The sequence below is a fragment of the uncultured Maribacter sp. genome, assembly GCF_947496775.1.
Taxonomy (GTDB): Bacteria; Bacteroidota; Bacteroidia; order Flavobacteriales; family Flavobacteriaceae; genus Maribacter_B.
The window spans coordinates 90,580-110,780 of the sequence record NZ_CANMDU010000005.1 but is presented as its reverse complement, the minus strand read 5'-3'; the positions used below and the strand labels follow the sequence as shown (position 1 = coordinate 110,780).

Sequence of the window (20,201 nt, the reverse complement as noted above, 5' to 3'; positions counted from 1 at the left end):
CGTAAAGACGCTTAAAATGGACGTATATGTAGTTGCTTACCCCAATGGGGTAATTGTGCCAATTGTAGTTGTACCATTGGTCAAGGTAGAAAATAATATGTCCGTTATTTTGTCGTACATGATTCTTTGTATGTTTCAAAAGTAGTACATTTGGTTTGCTAATCAAATGTTTCTAGTGATTTTTATGAAATCCTCACTATTTGCTTAATAATTGTATAGAATGAAACTTTTTACTGCCCAGCAAATATATGCTGCTGACAAATTCACAATAAATAAACAAGAAATAACAAGTGACTCTTTAATGGAGCGCGCTGCAATTCAGATTTTTAATTGGATGCATTTGCGTATGCAAGGTGCTCCGGTGAAAATTCATCTTTTTTGCGGAATTGGTAATAATGGAGGAGACGGAATAGCATTAGCTCGCCATTTACAAGAACATGGATATAATATAGCAGTGCATGTTGTTAATTATAGCGAAAAGCGTTCTAAAGATTTTTTAATCAATTTAGATAGGTTAAAAGACCGAAAAATATGGCCTAATTTTATGGATTCGGATTGTGAATTCCCCGAAATTGGTAAAGATGATATAATAGTAGATGCTATATTTGGAATTGGATTAAACAGAGCGCCAGACGATTGGGTTGTGAATTTAATGGAGCACTTACATAAATCCGAGGCTTTTGTGCTTTCTGTAGATATTCCTTCCGGTTTGTATACGGATAAAGTCCCTGCTAATGAAAAGGCGGTAGTAAAGGCAAATTATGTACTAAGTTTTCAGGCTCCAAAGTTGGTTTTTTTCTTACCAGATACCGGAGTCTATATAGGGCAATGGGAGATTTTGGATATAGGATTAGATCCGGAATATCTTATAAGTACAGAGGTGGATTATGAGATAATTGGTAAAAATGAAGTTTTACCATTGTATGTACCAAGAGAAAAATTTTCTCATAAAGGTACTTATGGTCATTCATTAATAATTGGTGGTAGTTACGGAAAAATAGGAGCTTCTATTTTAGCTACTAATGCGGCTTTAAAGATAGGAAGTGGATTGGCGACTGCGTATATTCCAAAATGTGGTTATATTCCTATGCAAACTGCTCTTCCTGAAGCTATGGTTTTAACAAATTCGGAAGAAAATATTACGGATATAGACTTTAAAATTGAACCAGATGCTATTGGTGTAGGAGTTGGTTTAGGTACAGAAATAGAAACTGTAAATGCTTTTTCTAAATTCTTAGATAAAAATAAGTTGCCATTGGTAGTAGATGCCGATGGTTTAAATATACTGTCTGAGAATAAGGAATTATTAAAAAAACTCCCAGAGAATTCTATTCTTACACCGCATCCTAAAGAATTGGAAAGGCTAATTGGTAAGTGGAAAGGAGATTTTGATAAGCTTAAGAAAGCGAAGGCTTTTTCTAAAAAATATGCTTGTGTACTTGTTATAAAAGGAGCAAATACAGTTATTTTATTTAACGGAAAAGGCTATGTAAACACTACTGGTAATCCAGGAATGGCAACAGCAGGAACGGGAGATGTATTAACAGGTGTAATTACAGGTTTACTGGCGCAAGGTTATGATTCTCTGGGAGCTGCAATATTTGGTGTTTATTTACATGGTAGAGCAGGAGATATGGTTGTAGAGCAAGTTGGGTACCAATCCTTAATGGCGAGTGATATTATAGAAGCTTTAGGTGATGCTTATATAGATTTGTTTAAAGCTCCGGAACAGCCGAAAGAGAAAGAAGAGCAACAATAATCAGCTATTATTAAATGGCTTGTACTGTAGAATAGCCAAAGAAAATTTATTCAGACATCTTTCGAAGATTAGTATGCTTTGATTTGGCTTATTTTATTCTTTTTTTAATCCAAGCTAAGGCGTTGTTATATTCAATATAGAATTTCATGGTTTTTTTGTAAAAAAGTTTTTCTATATTAAAATTGTGCATATCTATTTCTTTTACAGAGACTATAGCAAATGCCTTAAGGTTTTCTAATTCTCTTAGGTAACTATATATAGTTGGGTCTATGGCATATGAGTTTTTGCGATAACTTATGTATCCGAAGGGTTTATCTTTAAAATGAATTTCAGAAATACCTATAATTTGATACGCTCTTTCTAATGTAACTGTAGCGCCTTCATCAAAAATAGAAACTATATAATTATCATATACCTGAACTTTTCCTATGTCTAATTGATATTCTTTTACTACAATTTTTTTCTTCGCCAAACCCACTTTCATGTATTATGTGTTACAATATTCTTAGCGAATGTACAGGTAACCTAAAGTTTATAATAATAAATTAGACTAAAGGCTTAAATTTCGTTTATACTGCTTTTTGGTTTAATTAGAGTTAAGAGGAAATAAAAATGGAGTTACAATTTGTAACTCCATTTTTTCAAAATTTATAAGATTTAGTTTTTAAGCTTCCGAAGATTTTTTTGCTTTTTTTATTTTAATAGTAAGTATTTCTTTTTTCTTATCTAGGTCCATAAGAATACTATCTCCTTCTTCTAATTTGGAGTTTACTATTTCTTCTGCTAAGGTATCTTCAATATACTTTTGTATGGCTCTTTTTAATGGTCTTGCGCCGTATTGTTTGTCAAAGCCTTTTTCTGCAATATAGTCTTTGGCTGCTTCTGTTAGGTCTAAGTGGTATCCTATGTCTTTAATTCTAGCGTATAATTTGTCTAGTTCAATATCAATAATCTTATGGATATCTCCTCTTTCAAGAGCATTAAATACAATTACATCATCAATTCTGTTTAAGAATTCTGGAGCAAAAGCTTTCTTTAAAGCGTTTTCAATAACTCCTTTTTGGTGTGCATCTGCTTGCGATTTTTTTGCTGCAGTACCAAAACCAACACCTTGCCCAAAGTCTTTTAATTGACGAGCTCCGATGTTAGATGTCATTATGATGATGGTGTTTCTAAAATCAATTTTTCTACCTAAGCTATCGGTTAAAAATCCGTCATCTAACACTTGTAGCATCATATTAAAAACATCTGGATGTGCTTTTTCAACTTCATCTAGTAATACTACAGAGTAAGGTTTTCTTCTAACTTTTTCCGTTAGTTGTCCTCCTTCTTCGTACCCTACATATCCTGGAGGTGCGCCAACTAATCTAGATATAGCGAATTTTTCCATATATTCACTCATGTCTATACGGATAAGAGCTTCTTCAGAATCGAATAGTTCTTTTGCAAGAACTTTTGCTAACTGGGTTTTACCAACTCCGGTTTGTCCTAAGAAAATAAAAGAACCAATTGGCTTGTTAGGGTCTTTAAGTCCAGCTCTGTTTCTTTGGATAGCTTTGGCAACTTTGGCAACAGCTTCGTCTTGCCCAATTACATTCGATTTTATGAGCTCAGGCAATTCTGCTAATTTATTACTTTCAGTTTGAGCAATTCTATTTACTGGTATGCCACTCATCATAGAGACTACGTCTGCTACATTTTCTTCGGAAACAGTTTCTTTATGAAGTTTGCTGTCGTCTTCCCATTTTTCTTGAGCTATAACGAGGTCTTTTTCTATTCTTTTCTCATCGTCGCGTAATTTCGCAGCTTCTTCATATTTCTGCTTTTTAACAACGCTATTTTTTAGCACCTTAACATCTTCTAGTTGCTTTTCTAGCTCTAAAATTTGTTTAGGAACATCCATATTAACAATATGTACTCTAGATCCAGCTTCATCTAAAGCGTCAATAGCTTTATCCGGAAGAAAGCGATCTGTCATGTATCTGTTGGTTAACTTAGCACAAGCTATAATCGCTTCATCTGTGTACGTTACATTATGGTGGTCTTCGTATTTAGATTTGATGTTTTGTAGAATTTCAATAGTTTCTTCAACCGTTGTAGGTTCTACAATTACTTTTTGAAAACGTCTTTCTAAAGCACCATCTTTTTCAATATACTGCCTGTATTCATCTAAAGTTGTGGCTCCTATGCATTGAATTTCGCCTCTGGCTAAAGCGGGTTTAAACATATTAGAGGCATCTAAGCTCCCAGTTGCACCGCCAGCACCAACGATAGTGTGTATTTCGTCAATAAAAAGAATAACATCATCATTTTTTTCAAGCTCGTTCATAACGGCTTTCATGCGCTCTTCAAATTGGCCACGGTATTTCGTACCAGCGACTAAAGAGGCTAAATCTAATGTTACAACCCTTTTGTTGTAAAGAATTCTAGATACTTTTTTGTTGATAATTCGCAATGCTAAGCCTTCGGCAATTGCACTTTTACCAACGCCAGGTTCTCCGATTAAAAGTGGATTATTCTTTTTTCTACGGCTTAATATTTGAGAAACACGCTCTATCTCTTTTTCTCTACCAACAACAGGGTCTAGTTTATTTTCTTCTGCCATTTGGGTTAAATCGCGTCCAAAATTATCTAAAACTGGTGTTTTGGATTTTTTATTACCTTTTGGGGTAGATGTATTTCCGAAAGTACTCTCTTTTCCTTCATTAGAATCTTCGGAGTCGCTTGGGAAAGATTCTGAGGTAGGAGAGTCTACAATATCATCATCACTAGTAATCATAAATTTAAATTGTTCTTTAACGCCGTCATAGTCCACTTTTAGTTTGTGAAGTAGCTTCGTCGTTGGGTCGTTCTCATTTCTTAAAATACAAAGTAATAAATGAGCAGTATTGATAGAAGAACTTTGAAACAACTTTGCTTCTAAAAAAGTAGTTTTTAAAGCACGTTCAGCCTGTCTTGTTAGGTGTAGGTTCTTTTTGTCTTTTTGTGTGCCACTAGGGTTTGGATTAGATGGACTAAGAATTTCAACCTTTCTTCTTAAATGGTCTAAATCTACATCTAAAGCATCGAGAATGTTAATTGCTTTTCCATTTCCGTCTCGTAATAATCCAAGCATAAGATGTTCTGTGCCAATGAAATCATGGCCTAGTCTTAATGCTTCCTCTTTACTGAAGGCTATTACATCCTTTACCCGTGGTGAAAAATTATCATCCATATAATTATTGTATCAGCTATAAAATTACTAAATCTAGCTTAAACATAAGCAATTACCGTACCTATATTCGTTAAACTATATCTAAATGACGAAAAAAGTACGGAATAGCAAAATTATTGCGTATCAAATTATTAACCGTTAGTATGTGTTAAACTGTTAATAAATTCTTTAATAAAGTGTCTTCTAAATGCTTTGTTGACTTCGATTTTGAGTATATTGGCATGCTTTTTTAACCTTAACTAAAACAATTAGATTCTAAGATGGCAGACGGAGAAAAATTGATTCCTATTAATATTGAAGATGAAATGAAATCGGCTTACATTGATTATTCAATGTCAGTCATTGTGTCACGTGCACTTCCAGACGTAAGAGATGGATTAAAGCCGGTACACAGAAGGGTTTTGTTTGGGATGTATGAATTGGGAGTACGTTCTAGTAGTGCTCATAAGAAATCTGCCCGTATCGTTGGGGAGGTTTTAGGTAAGTATCACCCACATGGAGATACTTCGGTATATGATTCTATGGTACGTATGGCGCAAGAATGGAGTTTGCGTTATATGTTAGTAGATGGCCAAGGTAACTTTGGTTCTATTGATGGAGATAGTCCTGCTGCAATGCGTTATACGGAAGCTCGTATGCGAAAGATGGCAGATGATATGCTGGCAGATATTGATAAAGATACCGTGGATCATCAATTAAATTTTGATGATTCTTTAAAAGAGCCAGTGGTTTTACCTACAAGAATTCCAAACTTATTAGTAAATGGAGCTTCTGGTATAGCGGTAGGTATGGCAACCAACATGCCACCACATAATTTATCTGAAGTCGTGGATGGTACCGTAGCTTATATTGATAATAATGATATTGAAATAGAGGAGTTAATTACGCATATAAAGGCTCCTGATTTTCCTACCGGCGGAATTATTTATGGTTATGAAGGTGTAAAAGAAGCTTTTCATACGGGTCGTGGTAGAGTGGTAATGCGAGCTAAAGCTGTAATAGAAGAAGTACAAGGAAGGGAATGTATTATTGTAACTGAGATTCCTTATCAAGTGAATAAAGCGGATATGATTAAGAAAACCGCGGACTTGGTAAATGATAAAAAAATAGAAGGCATTTCTACAATTCGTGACGAATCGGATAGAAAAGGAATGCGTATAGTTTATATTCTAAAAAGAGATGCAGTACCTAATATAGTATTAAATATGCTATATAAATATACTGCCTTACAATCTTCTTTTAGTGTAAACAATATTGCTTTAGTGAACGGAAGACCGCAACTTTTGAATGTAAAAGAGATGATTCACTATTTTGTGGAACATAGACATGAAGTGGTTGTTAGGCGAACAGAATTTGAACTTAAAAAAGCAGAAGATAGAGCTCATATCTTAGAGGGTTTAATTATAGCATCGGATAATATAGATGAGGTAATTGCAATTATTAGAGCATCTTCGAATGCAGACGAAGCAAGAGAGAAATTGATGGAGCGCTTTAAGCTTTCTGAAATTCAATCTAAAGCTATAGTAGAAATGAGGCTACGTCAATTAACTGGACTGGAGCAAGATAAGCTTCGTGCAGAATATGACGAAATTTTAAAAACTATAGCGGATTTAAAAGATATTCTTGCGAATAAAGAGCGCAGAATGCAAATCATTAAAGATGAGCTTCTAGAGGTTAAAGATAAATACGGCGATGAGCGTAGGTCAGAAATAAATTTTGCTGGTGGAGATTTAAGTATGGAAGATATGATTCCTAACGAGCAGGTAGTAATTACTATTTCTCATGCGGGTTATATTAAAAGAACACCACTTTCGGAATATAAAACTCAGAATAGAGGAGGAGTTGGTCAAAAGGCTTCATCCACGAGAAATGAGGATTTCTTAGAACATTTGTTTGTTGGTACTAACCACCAGTATATGCTATTCTTTACGCAGAAAGGAAAATGTTTTTGGATGCGTGTCTATGAAATTCCAGAAGGAAGTAGAACATCAAAGGGTAGAGCTATTCAGAACCTTATTAATATTGAGCAAGATGATAAAGTAAAAGCATTTATCTGTACGCAAGATTTAAAAGATGAAGAGTATGTAAATAGTCATTATGTTATTATGGCAACTAAGAAAGGTGTGGTTAAGAAAACCTCTTTAGAGCAATACTCTCGTCCTCGTCAAAATGGTATTAATGCGATCGGTGTAAGAGAAGGGGATGAATTGTTAGAGGCTAAATTAACTACAGGAACAAGTCAAGTTTTCTTAGGATTAAAATCCGGTAAAGCAATTCGTTTTGAAGAAAGTAAAACAAGACCAATGGGTAGAAATGCTTCTGGTGTACGTGGTATTACTTTGGCTCATGATAATGATGAAGTAATAGGAATGGTAACCGTTCATAATTTTGAAGATGAACTTTTAGTAGTTTCTGAAAATGGGTATGGTAAGCGTTCTAGTATAGATGATTACCGTGTTACTAACCGTGGAGGTAAAGGAGTTAAAACAATATCTATTACAGAAAAAACAGGGGGCTTGGTAGCTATTAAGAACGTAACGGATTCTGATGATTTAATGATTATTAATAAATCGGGAATTGCTATTCGAATGGCTGTAGAAGATTTAAGAGTAATGGGTAGAGCAACGCAAGGCGTTAAACTTATTAATATAAAAGGAAATGACTCAATTGCTGCTGTAGCAAAAGTTATGAAGGATGAAGATGAAATTGATGAATCGGAATTGTCTGATATAGAGGTAGATGCGGAAGATGGCACGGCAATTGATAATGATAGTTCAGAAGAAACAAAAGAATAATTATAAACAACACTAATATTTTAATTGAGTAAAAAAATGAAAACGAAAGTTATATTATTGGCAGCAATGTCCTTTACCATGGTAGGGTTTGCCCAGAAGAGTGAGTTAAAAGCAGCGGATAAGGCTTTAAAAGGAGGTGACTCTAAGTCTGCCAAAGCATCTTTGGAAGCTGCCTCAGGTTTAGTTGCTAATGCAGATGCAAAAGTAAAGGCGCAATATGAGTTTTTAAAAGGAAAAACTTATGCCGATCTAGCTAAAAAAGGAGATAATGGAGCTTTTAAAGAGGCTGTTGCTTCTTTTAAAAATGTTTTAAAAATTGAAGAAGAAAGTGGCAAAGCTAAATACTCTGCAGAAACAAAACAGCATATGTCTGCTATTACTGCAGATTTAGTTAATTCAGCTGTAGCGGACAACGGAGCTAAAAAGTTTAAAGAAGCTGCTGAAAAACTATATATGAGTTATAAGTTGAGTCCTAAGGATACTTCTTATTTGTATTATGCGGCGAGTAGTGCCGTGAATGGAGGTCATTATGAAGAGGCTTTAACTTATTATAACGAATTGCAAGAAGTTGGTTATGATGGTAGCGGTGTAGTTTATAAAGCTACTAATGTTGCTTCAGGAGAGAGCGAAGAAATGGATAAAGTACAGAGAGATTTAATGGTTAAATCTGGAACGTATAAGGACCCTGTAGATGAGAAAACCCCATCTAAGAAAGCTGAGATTGTAAAAAATACAGCTTTAATATACACACAATTAGGTCAAGATGAAAAAGCATTAGAAGCGTATAAAGCTGCTAGAGTTAATGATCCAAAAGATGTGAATTTAATCCTTAATCAAGCTAATCTTTATTTTAAACTAGGAGATAAGGATAAATTTAAAGAATTAATGGCCGAAGCAGTTGAGGTTGCTCCAGAAAATCCAGATTTGCATTATAATATTGGTGTTATCAATATGGAGCAAGGAAATATTGCAGAAGCAAGAGACGCTTATAAAAAGGCCTTAGAAATTAATCCAGGATATACCAATGCACAATTAAACCTTTCTACAACTTATGTGAATGAAGGTAATGGTTTAATTGATGAGATGAACTCTTTAGGGAATTCTAGGGCAGATATAGCTCGTTATGATGAATTGAAACAACAGAAAGATGATTTGTTTAAAGAAGGAGCTGGTGTTTTAGAGGAAGCTTTAAAAACGAATCCGGATAACCAAGGTATTTTAACTCAGTTAAAAAACATCTATGGTGCAATGGGAGATAATGAAAATTTCATGAGATTAAAGAAGTTATTAGGAGAGTAATTCTTTCATTATTCAATAGTATTTAAAAAGGGTCTCTTACTAAGTAGGGGACCCTTTTTTTGAAGTTTAACTATATTTTAGTTGTTTCTTTCTATAACTATGGCAGAAGCTCCACCACCGCCATTACATATGGCAGCAGCGCCCGTTTTAGCATTTTTTTGTTCTAAAACGTTTATTAATGTAACTAGTATTCTTGCTCCTGAACAACCAAGAGGATGCCCTAGAGATACCGCACCGCCATTAACGTTTACGTTAGAATCGTTTAAGCCTAGTATTTTTACGTTAGCTAATCCAACAACAGAAAAAGCTTCATTAAATTCAAAATAATCAACATCAGAGATAGAGATATTAGCTTTTTCTAATGCCTTAGGGAGTGCTTTGGCTGGAGCAGTGGTAAACCATTCTGGTTCGTGAGCCGCATCGGCATAACTTTTAATAGTAGCAATGGGCTTTAGGTTTAGTTCTTTCGCTTTTTCTTCACTCATTAAAATCAAAGCCGCGGCACCATCATTAATAGTAGAAGCATTTGCAGCAGTAACAGTACCATCTTTTGTGAATGCAGGGCGTAATAAAGGTATTTTCTCTAACCGTACATTTTTAAACTCTTCATCTTCGGTAACAAGTATAGGTTCTCCTCTTCGTTGTGGAACTTCCACAGGGATAACTTCATTTGCAAAAAGACCATTTTTCCATGCTTTTTCTGACCTTTTGTATGATTGTATGGCAAAAGTATCTTGGTCTTCTCTAGTAAACTTATATTCCGCAGCACAGGCATCCGCGCAAACACCCATAGCGTTTTCATCATATGCATCTACTAATCCATCTTTCTGCATACCGTCTATCATAGAGGAAGGTCCAAATTTAACCCCTTTTCTCATATAAGTATAGTGGGGAATAAGGCTCATGTTTTCCATTCCTCCGGCTACAATAATAGATGCATCACCTATTGCTATAGCTTGCGCCGCTTGCATTACAGATTTCATTCCAGAGGCACATACTTTATTAATAGTAGTACAAGGAACAGTGTTGGGTATTCCAGCAAAAATGGCCGCTTGTCTAGCAGGTGCTTGTCCTGTTCCGGCTTGTATTACATTGCCCATTATTACTTCTTCTACTTTATCTGGGCTTAATTTTATTTTTTCTAAAGCTCCTTTGATGGCAGTTGCACCTAATTTTGGGGCTGGTATAGTGGATAATGCCCCCATGAAGCTGCCAATTGGGGTTCTAACGGCGGAAACTATTACTACTTTTTTCATTTATTTAAATTACTTAAACGTTTTCGTAAAATTAAGTAATTAAATAACAAATCAAATGGTTATTAGTGCAATAGGTTAATTAACATTATATTTTTCTATTTTTGATATTCAGAATATCTATATGCGAAAATCTCTGGACAATATTTATAAGAATCAGTCCCATATCTACAAATACGGTTTATATATAGTATCTATTTGTTTTATTGTTTTCTTTTTTCCGAAAGGAGGAAAGTTTAAATATGAGTATCAAAAAGGAAAACCCTGGCAGTTTGAAAACTTATATGCTCCTTTTGATTTTTCTGTAAATAAAACGGATACGGAAATAGCTCGTGAGAAAAAAGAAATTATTGAAAGCCAGATTCCTTATTATAGAGTAAGAAAGGCAATTGAAAAAAGTGTTTCTAAAGAATATGTAAATAGTTTTCTTACTGTTTTTGATAAAGATAATTATAACAGAGAGCAAAGAATAACGTTAGACGAGGTTGGTAGGGAAATTTTAAAAGTTCTATATAGAAAGGGATTGAGCTCAGGTAAAGATGTTAAAGAAAACACTTCGCTTATTTATATAGTTAAGAACAATTCGGCGCAACAGATAGAGGTAGAGAATTTACCTAGCATATTGCAATTAAAGGAGCGTATAAATAAAGTTCTTTCTGAAAAAGGTTTGTTAAGTTTTGAGCCTTCGTATTTTGCTCTATTCGAAAAGATAGTACAACCTAATATTTTTTATGACCAAGAATTGTCGAACAGAGCATTAGAAGATGCATTGTCTAAAATATCTTATACTCGTGGGGCAATAGAACAGGGAGATATTATCATTTCAAAAGGAGAGGTGGTAAAAGCAGATAAGATAAAAGTATTAGATTCTTTAAAGGCGCAGTATGAGTCAGAATTGTGGTCAGATTCTAATTACTATTATATAATTATTGGTTATGTAGTTTTAGTAGCATTGGTTTTAATGATGCTTTTATTGTTTATTAGAAAATATAGGAGTTCTATTTTTGAAAACAGTACCAAAGTAACTTTTATATTTTTCAATATACTTTTATTTGTTTTCATTACAACACTGATGTTGCAATATGAGGAAGCATATGTGTTTGTGGTACCGTTATGTATTTTACCTTTAATTTTAAAAACTTTTTTCGATTCCAGATTAGCTTTAATTGTTCACGTGCTAACAGTTTTGTTATTAGGGTTTATTGTCCCAAATAGTTTTGAGTATCTTTTTTTACAGATTATAGCTGGTGTTGTAACTATACTTACTGTATCCGAATTGTATAAAAGAGCTAATTTGTTTATTTCTATAGGGCAAATAACATTAATTTATATACTTGGTTATTTGGCTTTTCATGTTATTCATGAGGGTAATCTCAATAATTTAGATTGGATAACTTTAAGTTTGTTTTTGTTGAATGGGATGATAACAACAGTGTTTGTTCAGCCTTTAATATATATATATGAGAAAGTATTTGGTCTAGTTTCCGATGTTTCTCTCTTAGAACTATCCGATACCAATTCTAAACTATTAAAAGAGCTATCTAATAAAGCTCCTGGAACTTTTCATCACTCTTTACAAGTGTCTAATTTAGCAGAAGCGGCGGCTAACGAAATAGGGGCGAATGCAATGCTAGTTAGGGTAGGCGCTTTGTATCATGATATTGGTAAAATGGCCAATCCAACTTTTTTCACTGAAAATCAGATAACCAACGCCAATCCTCATGACGAATTAGAGCCTAAAGACAGTGCTAAAATTATTATAGATCATGTTATTAATGGTATAGAAATAGCAAGAAAAAATAAATTACCAGATAGGGTAATAGACTTTATTCGTTCGCATCATGGGGTTACTCTCGTATATTATTTTTATAAAAAACATTTAGACTTGCATGGAGAAGCTGATGAAAAAGATTTTAGGTACCCAGGACCCTTACCTTTTTCTAAAGAAACGGCAATTTTAATGATGGCAGATTCTGTAGAAGCTGCATCTAAAAGTTTAAAAAATCCTACGTACGTGATAATTGATGAATTTGTGGATAAAATTATTGCAGGACAAGTAAATGCAAATCAGTTTTTAAATGCCAATATTACTTTTAAAGAGATAGAAATTATTAAAAAAGTGATGAAACAGAAGCTTCGGAATATATATCATTTAAGGGTAGAATATCCAGAATGAGATAGTTACAAATTAAGTGATAAAAAAAGTAAAAAAAATGTTGGATTATAGTATATGAAAATATACATTTGCATCCGCGTTGAGATACGCACGTTCTTATAAAAAGATTTGGAGAGGTGCCTGAGTGGCCGAAAGGAGCGGTTTGCTAAATCGTCGTACCTAGAAATAGGTACCCAGGGTTCGAATCCCTGTCTCTCCGCAAGAGTCTGCGTGAGATGGCAGATACATAATATAAACAAAGAAACTTAGTACCGGTTGTTTTTTTGTTTTCTACAGAAGTAGAAATACACTCATTATCGGGGTGTAGCGTAGCCCGGTTATCGCGCCGCGTTTGGGACGCGGAGGTCGCAGGTTCGAATCCTGCCACCCCGACAAAAAGGGTATCATTTGATACCCTTTTTTTATTAAACAAATGAAAATCAAGCAAATACATTTTTTTTGATTTCATTTGAATAGCTTTAATATCATAACAAAAGTTACCTATTCGGTTACCTATTTTTAACCGTTTTTTTTCAATACATTGGTAATTCCTTAGCGTTTGACTTTCGCTTCGATTTGACTTTCGTAAAACAAATCGAATATTCACTTAAAGCGAGAGTTTATGGAAACTTCAAGAACTTTTAACATTCATTTTTGGCTAAATTTGGCCAAGAGAAAACAAGATTTTGCACCAATCTATGCGCGTGTAACTGTTGATGGAAAACGTGCTGAAATCAGTTTGAAAAGGCAAACTTCGGTTACCTATTGGGATACTAATTCCAAGAAAACTACTTCAAGAACGCCTGAAGGCAAATCCCTGAACAATTATATAGACCAGGTACAGGCGAAACTATTGGAATGTTATAAGCAGTTATCTTCTGATTTTGAGTTAGTTACGGCAAACGGAATCAAAGCTAGATTTCTCGGGCAGGACGAAAGACATAAGACATTACTGCAATTGATAACCTATCATAATGAAAATATGGTAGGGACTTTGAAGTTTGGGACATTAAAAAATTATTATACGACGGAAAACTACATCAAACTATTTCTTGTTAAAAAAAAGAAATTAAATGATATTTATTTGAAACAATTGTCTCATAGTTTTATAATTGATTTTGATCAGTTTTTAAGAAAAGGACCATCATTGAATAATTCACAGCCATTAAAAAATAATGGTATTATGAAGCATTTGGAACGCCTAAAGAAATTGATGAATCTGGCGGTTGAATTAGAGTGGATGGATAAGAACCCTTTTACTCGATTCAAATTGAAATTTAATAAGCGTGAAAAAGCATTTTTGTCCAAATACGAATTAGAAGCTCTAGAAAATACAGAACTTAAAGAAAAAGGGTATGAAATAGTGAAGGATGTATTCATTTTTGCATGTTATACAGGGCTATCATATATAGATGTTAAAATGTTAGTTGAAGATAATATCACTAAGGGCATTGATGGGAATTATTGGATATTTACACGACGAGAAAAGAACGAGCAGCTGGTAAAAATTCCATTATTAGATAATGCTTGGAAAATCCTTAAAAAGTATGCCTGCCATTCAGAGAATAATAATGGTTTGCTACTACCTGTATATTCCAATCAGAAAGTCAATACGTACTTAAAAAAAATAGCAGACTCCTTGAATATCAAAAAAAAGTTGACATTTCATTCTGCTAGACACACGTTTGCTACTACTGTTACTCTTTCTAACGGTGTTCCAATAGAAACAGTATCAAAACTTTTGGGGCACACCAAACTTTCAACAACGCAAGTTTATGCAAGGGTGTTGGAACAAAAGGTAAGTACTGATATCCAGGACTTAAAAAATAAGCTCGAAGGAATAAATAAGCAGGATGAAAAAAAACCAATAATTGCTGAAAATTATTTTTACCAGACTTAATTATTTTAAAAAAAATGTTTACTAAGTATTAATATTACAGGCGTGGTGGATTATGAGTAGACTCCAAATTTGAAATCTGTCAACTCTAAAATAGTATGCATATATGAGCTCTCAAGGCTATAAATTTTTATGCTCACCGAATAGGTGATTTTTAGAATCTAAATTTTGTATTTTAGTATTAATGATATTAAATACTATGTTTTTGTTGATAAATTGTATACTATAATTTATTTTTTTTAATTTAAATACGATAACATTATGTTAAAATCAATTAGATTATTGTAAAAATTTGTAATTTCGATGTTATGAATTCTTTCTTCAATAAAATAATGTCCGCTTTAATGGCTTTTGTAGTAATGTTTTCTACAATGTCATTTACTGTAGATTTACATTATTGTGGAGATACAATGGTTGATTTCTCGTTTTTCAATGCAGCAGAGTCTTGTGGAATGGATAAAATACAAGAAACTTCTGATTCTGAAAACACATCAATGTCCCAAAAGTCTTGTTGTTCAGACGAAAAATTAATTATACAAGGACAGGACGATTTAAAAGATAATTTTAGCACCCTTACATTCGAGCAACAAGTTTTTGTTGCATCTTTTGTATATTCTTATATCAATCTTTTTGAAGGAAGAACATCTAAGGAATTTCCTTATACAGATTATTCCCCCCAATTTGTCAAACGGGATGTGCAAGTCTTGCATCAGACATTTTTAATTTGATTTATTAGACAGTATTAAATGCGCCAAACGATAACTATCGTTTTGGTCTCAACTTGTTTATTTGATTTTCTGTATTCCAGAATATCGAATCTTTCATAACTGTTTAATTATCAAATCATATGCTTAATAAAGCTATCAAATTTCTTATCGAGAATAAGCTCGTAGCCGTTTTAATGCTCACTCTATTTGTAGGTTGGGGTATTGTAAATTCACCCTTTAGTTGGGAAACTGGTTTTCTACCTTCAAACCCTGTAGCTGTAGATGCTATTCCAGATATTGGTGAAAACCAACAAATTGTCTTCACAAAATGGCAAGGTCGTTCGCCACAAGATATTGAAGACCAAATTACCTATCCTTTAACTACTTCATTACTGGGTATACCAGGAGTAAAAACAATTCGTAGTTCTTCTATGTTTGGCTTTTCTAGTATCTATATCATTTTTGAAGAAGATATTGAGTTTTACTGGTCTCGTAGTCGAATCTTAGAGAAGCTAAATTCATTACCAGCAAATTTGTTGCCAGATGGCGTAAACCCTGCTTTGGGTCCTGATGCCACAGGTTTAGGTCAAATATATTGGTACACGTTAGAAGGACGTGATGAAAACGGAGATGTAACTGGAGGTTGGGACTTACAGGAACTAAGTAGTATTCAAGATTACTATGTTAAGTATGCGCTTTCTGGTGCAAGTGGTGTTTCAGAAGTTGCTTCGATAGGTGGTTATGTTCAGGAGTATCAAGTAGACGTGAATCCTGAAAAAATGCGGCAATATAAAATTGGTTTAAACCAAATTGTAAAAGCTGTAAAAGAGAGCAATCAAGATATAGGCGCACAAACTTTAGAAATTAACCAAGCTGAATATCTAGTTCGTGGTTTAGGCTATGTTAAGTCTATTGATGATATAGAAAATGCAGTCGTTTCTTCTGAAAATTTCACAGCATTACGCATCAAAGATGTGGCCAATGTTACACTTGGGCCAGCAACAAGACGCGGTATTCTAGATAAAGAAGGAGCGGAAGTTGTAGGTGGCGTTGTAGTTGCTCGTTATGGTGCAAACCCTATGGAAGTCATCACTAATGTAAAAGCAAAAATAGATGAACTCAAAGGCGGTTTACCTTCAAAAGTACTTGCAGATGGTCGTACATCTCAACTTACCGTAGTTCCGTTTTATGACCGTACAGAGCTTATAGAGGAAACATTAGAAACACTCAACGAGGCATTAACTCTAGAGATTTTAATTACCATTCTGGTCATCATCATAATGGTCTTCAATCTAAGAGCTTCTATACTCATTTCAGGACTATTACCCGTAGCTGTGCTAATGGTTTTCATTACAATGAAACTCTTCGATGTAGATGCAAATATCGTTGCACTTTCAGGTATCGCTATCGCTATTGGTACAATGGTCGATGTCGGTGTCATACTAGCCGAAAATATGATACGGCATATGGATGACAAAAAACTTCGCCTTAACGAAAACGGTGAGGAATACACCACAAATCAAATTATCTATAATGCTACAGCCGAAGTTTCAGGAGCTATTCTAACAGCTGTTCTAACTACCATAATAAGTTTCGTTCCCGTTTTTACAATGATAGGTGCAGAAGGAAAACTATTCCGTCCACTTGCCTTTACAAAAACAATGGCACTATCGGCATCTTTAGTAATTGCGTTATTCATAATACCACCATTAGCAGCGTACTTATTTAAGAAAAAGAACATTAAAAACTCTTTCAATTATATAATCAATTGTTCTCTTATTGTGACAGGTGTTATAGCAATCATTTATGGGTACTGGCTGGGATTGATTTTAATAGCCTTTGGTATTACGGCAATAATGACTTTAAGAAATGTGCTTTCACGAAAGCGTGCTAGCCTTACAAATATTATAATAGCATCAGCCGCTATAGTAATACTGCTAGCGACATATTGGCGACCGTTAGGCTTTGATAGAAGCATCATCCTCAATCTATTATTTGTATCTATAATCTGCTTCGGTATTCTAGGGGTATTCTCAGTTTTAAGAAGATATTATAACCAGATTTTGAAATGGGCCTTAGCAAATAAATTGCTATTTCTTATCATTCCAGCAACGGTACTTATTTCTGGTGCGTGGATAATGAATAACACAGGGAAGGAATTTATGCCATCACTTAATGAAGGTTCGTTCCTCTTAATGCCCACCTCGCTACCTCACGCTGGTGTAGAAGAGAATAAAAGGGTATTGCAACAACTGGATATGGCTGTAGCTACTATTCCTGAAATAGAAACTGTAGTGGGCAAATCAGGTAGAACAGAATCTGCGCTTGACCCTGCTCCGCTTTCGATGTATGAAAATATGATTCAGTATAAATCTGAATATATGCATAATGCAAAAGGTAAAAAGCAACGCTATAAAGTAAATGAAGATGGATTTTTCATTACTAAACACGGTAATCTTGTTATCAACCCTAATATGGATGTCGATAATAAAAATACGAGCTATGACACGTCAAAATTAAGAGACCCTTTTGCTATTAGTTCTAACCATTTGATTGAAGATGATGATGGTGAATATTACAGAAACTGGCGACCAAAAATTGAAAGCCCTGATGATATTTGGAACGAAATTGTGAAGGTTACTAAGTTACCAGGAGTGACTTCTGCACCAAAATTACAGCCCATTGAAACCAGACTCGTGATGCTACAAACAGGAATGCGAGCACCTATGGGAATCAAAGTGAAAGGTCAAGATTTGGCACAAATAGAAACGTTTGGTTTGCAACTTGAAACTATTTTAAAACAAGCTGAAGGTGTCAAAGAACAAGCTGTTTTTGCAGACCGTATTGTGGGTAAACCCTATTTATTAATTGATATTAAACGTGAGCAGTTAGCACGGTATGGAATATCGATTATGGACGTTCAGCAGGTTTTACAAGTGGCTGTTGGTGGAATGCCACTTACCCAAACTGTCGAAGGTCGTGAACGTTATGGCGTGCGTGTACGCTATCCACGAGAATTACGAGGTAATCCAGACGACTTAAAAAAGATTTATGTTCCAGTAGAAAAAGGCAGTCCTGTTCCTTTAGGCGAGTTGGTAGATATTCGTTACGAGCAAGGTCCGCAAGTCATTAAAAGTGAAGATACATTTTTGATAGGCTATGTACTATTTGATAAGCTCGATGGTTTTGCAGAGGTAGATGTAGTAGAAAATGCACAGGCTTTGTTTAAACAAAAAATAGAAGCTGGCGAACTAACTGTTCCTAAAGGAATTAGCTATCAGTTTACAGGAACATATGAAAATCAATTGCGAGCCGAAAAAACGCTTTCAGTTGTAGTTCCTTTAGCGCTTGCTATTATTTTCTTGATTTTATACTTCCAGTTTAAGTCTGTCTCTACTTCACTTATGGTATTTACAGGAATCACGGTTGCTTTTGCAGGTGGTTTCATAATGATATGGTTGTATGGTCAAGATTGGTTCTTCAACTTTAGTTTTTTTGGAGAGAATATGCGAGACCTGTTCAATATGAAAACTATCAATTTGAGTGTGGCAGTTTGGGTTGGTTTCATCGCTCTATTTGGTATTGCTACAGATGATGGTGTCGTAATGGCAACCTACCTCACTCAAACTTTTGACCGAGACAAACCAACAGACAGAAAAAGTATTAGGCATTCAGCGCTTGAAGCTGCCGAAAAACGAATCCGCCCTTGTCTAATGACAACAGTAACTACAATTCTCGCTTTACTTCCTGTATTAACATCCACGGGAAAAGGAAGTGATATTATGATACCTATGGCTATCCCAATTTTCGGGGGAATGGTGATTGACATTACATCTTATTTTATTGTACCAGTATTGTACAGTTGGAGAGAAGAATTCAAATTAAAAAAAGAAAACAAATGAAAAATATAAAAATCATCATCTGCGTTTTGTTTGTTTCCGCTTTTGCGAGAGCACAACAATTGCAATCCTATATTCAGGAAGCCGAAAATAATAGTCCGGAGATTCAAGCGTATAATCTTCGCCATAATATAGCTGAAGAAAAAGTGAACGAAGCAAATTGGATTCCGAATACAGAATTTAGCGCAGGCTATTTTGTTAGTGAACCAGAAACAAGAACAGGGGCACAACGTACACGGTTTTCTGCAAGACAAATGCTGCCTTGGTTTGGTACGATTACCGCTAGAGAAAATTATGCTAGCTCAATGGCAGATGCAGAATATGTTGAGATTGTCATAGCCAAACGTAAACTAGCACTTTCTGTTTCTCAATCATATTACAAACTGTATAGTATTACTGCAAAACAGAAAGTACTTGACGAGAATATTCAATTATTAAAAACCTATGAAAAACTGGCACTTACATCTGTTGAAGTTGGAAAAGCTTCTGCGGTAGATGTGTTGCGATTACAGATTAGACAAAATGAATTACAACAGCAAAAAGAAGTACTATCTGAAGCCTATTTAGGAGAGCAAACGACTTTTAATAAATTACTTAATCGAGATAAAGCTACGATAGTAAATATCATTGAAGAGTTTTTGTTGCCTGCTGAAGACATCGTGTATGCAGGGAATGCTTTAACTTTAAATCCAGAGTTGCTTAAATATGATAAACTCTATGAATCTATTGAGCAGTCGGAATTGTTGAATCAAGCAGAACGCAATCCTATGATTGGTTTTGGGCTGGATTATGTGCCAGTTTCTGAGCGTCCTGATTTGAATTTTAGTGATAATGGAAAAGATATTTTTATGCCGATGGTTTCCCTTTCTATTCCAATTTTCAACAAAAAATATTCTTCAAGAAGTAAGCAGAATGATTTGAAACAATTAGAAATAACAGCTCAAAAAGATAATCGCTTAAATATTTTAGAGTCCGCTTTCGCGAAAGCGATATCACAATGCAACCAAGCTAGAATTAAATACAATACACAAGAGAAAAACTTAAAGCAAGCTAATGATGCGGAAGAAATTCTTATCAAGAATTATGAAACGGGAACTATTGATTTTAATGATGTGCTAGATATACAAGAACTACAATTAAAGTTTCAAATCAATCAGATAAGTTCCATAACAACATACTATGCGCAAAGTGCGGTAGTCAATTATTTAATAACTCAATAAACA

General features: G+C 34.4%; 11 protein-coding genes and 2 tRNA genes. 10 read left to right on the top strand and 3 right to left on the bottom strand.

The features are described from left to right. Positions 1 to 220 precede the first annotated feature (220 nt). Complete coding sequence (locus Q0856_RS09875) at positions 221 to 1,759, top strand: NAD(P)H-hydrate dehydratase (protein ID WP_298504579.1); 1,539 nt, start codon at positions 221 to 223, stop codon at positions 1,757 to 1,759. Between the two features lie 88 nt (positions 1,760 to 1,847). On the opposite strand, the gene Q0856_RS09870 is transcribed toward Q0856_RS09875, so the two are convergent. Both Q0856_RS09870 and Q0856_RS09865 read right to left on the bottom strand, forming a co-directional pair. Continuing rightward, on the bottom strand, positions 1,848 to 2,243 hold the full coding sequence (locus Q0856_RS09870) for an STAS/SEC14 domain-containing protein (protein WP_298477129.1): 396 nt from the start codon (positions 2,241 to 2,243) through the stop codon (positions 1,848 to 1,850). 180 nt (positions 2,244 to 2,423) lie between these two features. After that, a complete protein-coding gene (locus Q0856_RS09865; protein ID WP_298477126.1) occupies positions 2,424 to 4,973 on the bottom strand; it encodes an ATP-dependent Clp protease ATP-binding subunit in 2,550 nt (849 codons plus the stop codon). Between the two features lie 260 nt (positions 4,974 to 5,233). Between Q0856_RS09865 and gyrA the strand changes: the two genes are divergently transcribed. Continuing rightward, positions 5,234 to 7,768 (top strand): DNA gyrase subunit A, encoded by a 2,535-nt coding sequence (gyrA, locus tag Q0856_RS09860; protein ID WP_298477122.1) that lies wholly within the window; start codon positions 5,234 to 5,236, stop codon positions 7,766 to 7,768. Between the two features lie 36 nt (positions 7,769 to 7,804). Beyond that, positions 7,805 to 9,067 (top strand): tetratricopeptide repeat protein, encoded by a 1,263-nt coding sequence (locus tag Q0856_RS09855; RefSeq protein ID WP_298504576.1) that lies wholly within the window; start codon positions 7,805 to 7,807, stop codon positions 9,065 to 9,067. A 77-nt stretch (positions 9,068 to 9,144) separates the two neighbouring features. On the opposite strand, the gene Q0856_RS09850 is transcribed toward Q0856_RS09855, so the two are convergent. After that, complete coding sequence (locus tag Q0856_RS09850) at positions 9,145 to 10,323, bottom strand: acetyl-CoA C-acyltransferase (RefSeq protein WP_298504573.1); 1,179 nt, start codon at positions 10,321 to 10,323, stop codon at positions 9,145 to 9,147. 121 nt (positions 10,324 to 10,444) lie between these two features. On the opposite strand from Q0856_RS09850, the gene Q0856_RS09845 reads away from it, so the two are divergent. The 7 genes from Q0856_RS09845 (at position 10,445) to Q0856_RS09815 (ending at position 20,198) form a co-directional block, all read left to right on the top strand. Beyond that, on the top strand, positions 10,445 to 12,496 hold the full coding sequence (locus tag Q0856_RS09845) for an HDIG domain-containing metalloprotein (protein ID WP_298477113.1): 2,052 nt from the start codon (positions 10,445 to 10,447) through the stop codon (positions 12,494 to 12,496). A gap of 110 nt (positions 12,497 to 12,606) precedes the next feature. Continuing rightward, positions 12,607 to 12,695 (top strand) — tRNA-Ser (locus Q0856_RS09840). A gap of 98 nt (positions 12,696 to 12,793) precedes the next feature. Continuing rightward, positions 12,794 to 12,868: transfer RNA gene (locus Q0856_RS09835), tRNA-Pro, on the top strand. 229 nt (positions 12,869 to 13,097) lie between these two features. Next, positions 13,098 to 14,375 carry a site-specific integrase gene (locus tag Q0856_RS09830; RefSeq protein ID WP_298504570.1) on the top strand — a complete coding sequence of 426 codons (1,278 nt, stop codon included), beginning with the start codon at positions 13,098 to 13,100 and terminating at the stop codon, positions 14,373 to 14,375. Between the two features lie 305 nt (positions 14,376 to 14,680). Next, the gene (locus Q0856_RS09825; protein WP_298504567.1) at positions 14,681 to 15,100 is read left to right on the top strand and encodes a hypothetical protein; all 420 of its coding nucleotides are present in this window, start codon (positions 14,681 to 14,683) and stop codon (positions 15,098 to 15,100) included. Between the two features lie 119 nt (positions 15,101 to 15,219). Then, entirely contained in the window at positions 15,220 to 18,981 is a 3,762-nt protein-coding gene (locus Q0856_RS09820) for an efflux RND transporter permease subunit (protein ID WP_298504564.1), read from the top strand. Next, a complete protein-coding gene (locus tag Q0856_RS09815) occupies positions 18,978 to 20,198 on the top strand; it encodes a TolC family protein (protein ID WP_298504561.1) in 1,221 nt (406 codons plus the stop codon). The genes Q0856_RS09820 and Q0856_RS09815 overlap by 4 nt, the downstream gene beginning before the upstream one ends. Positions 20,199 to 20,201 lie beyond the last annotated feature (3 nt).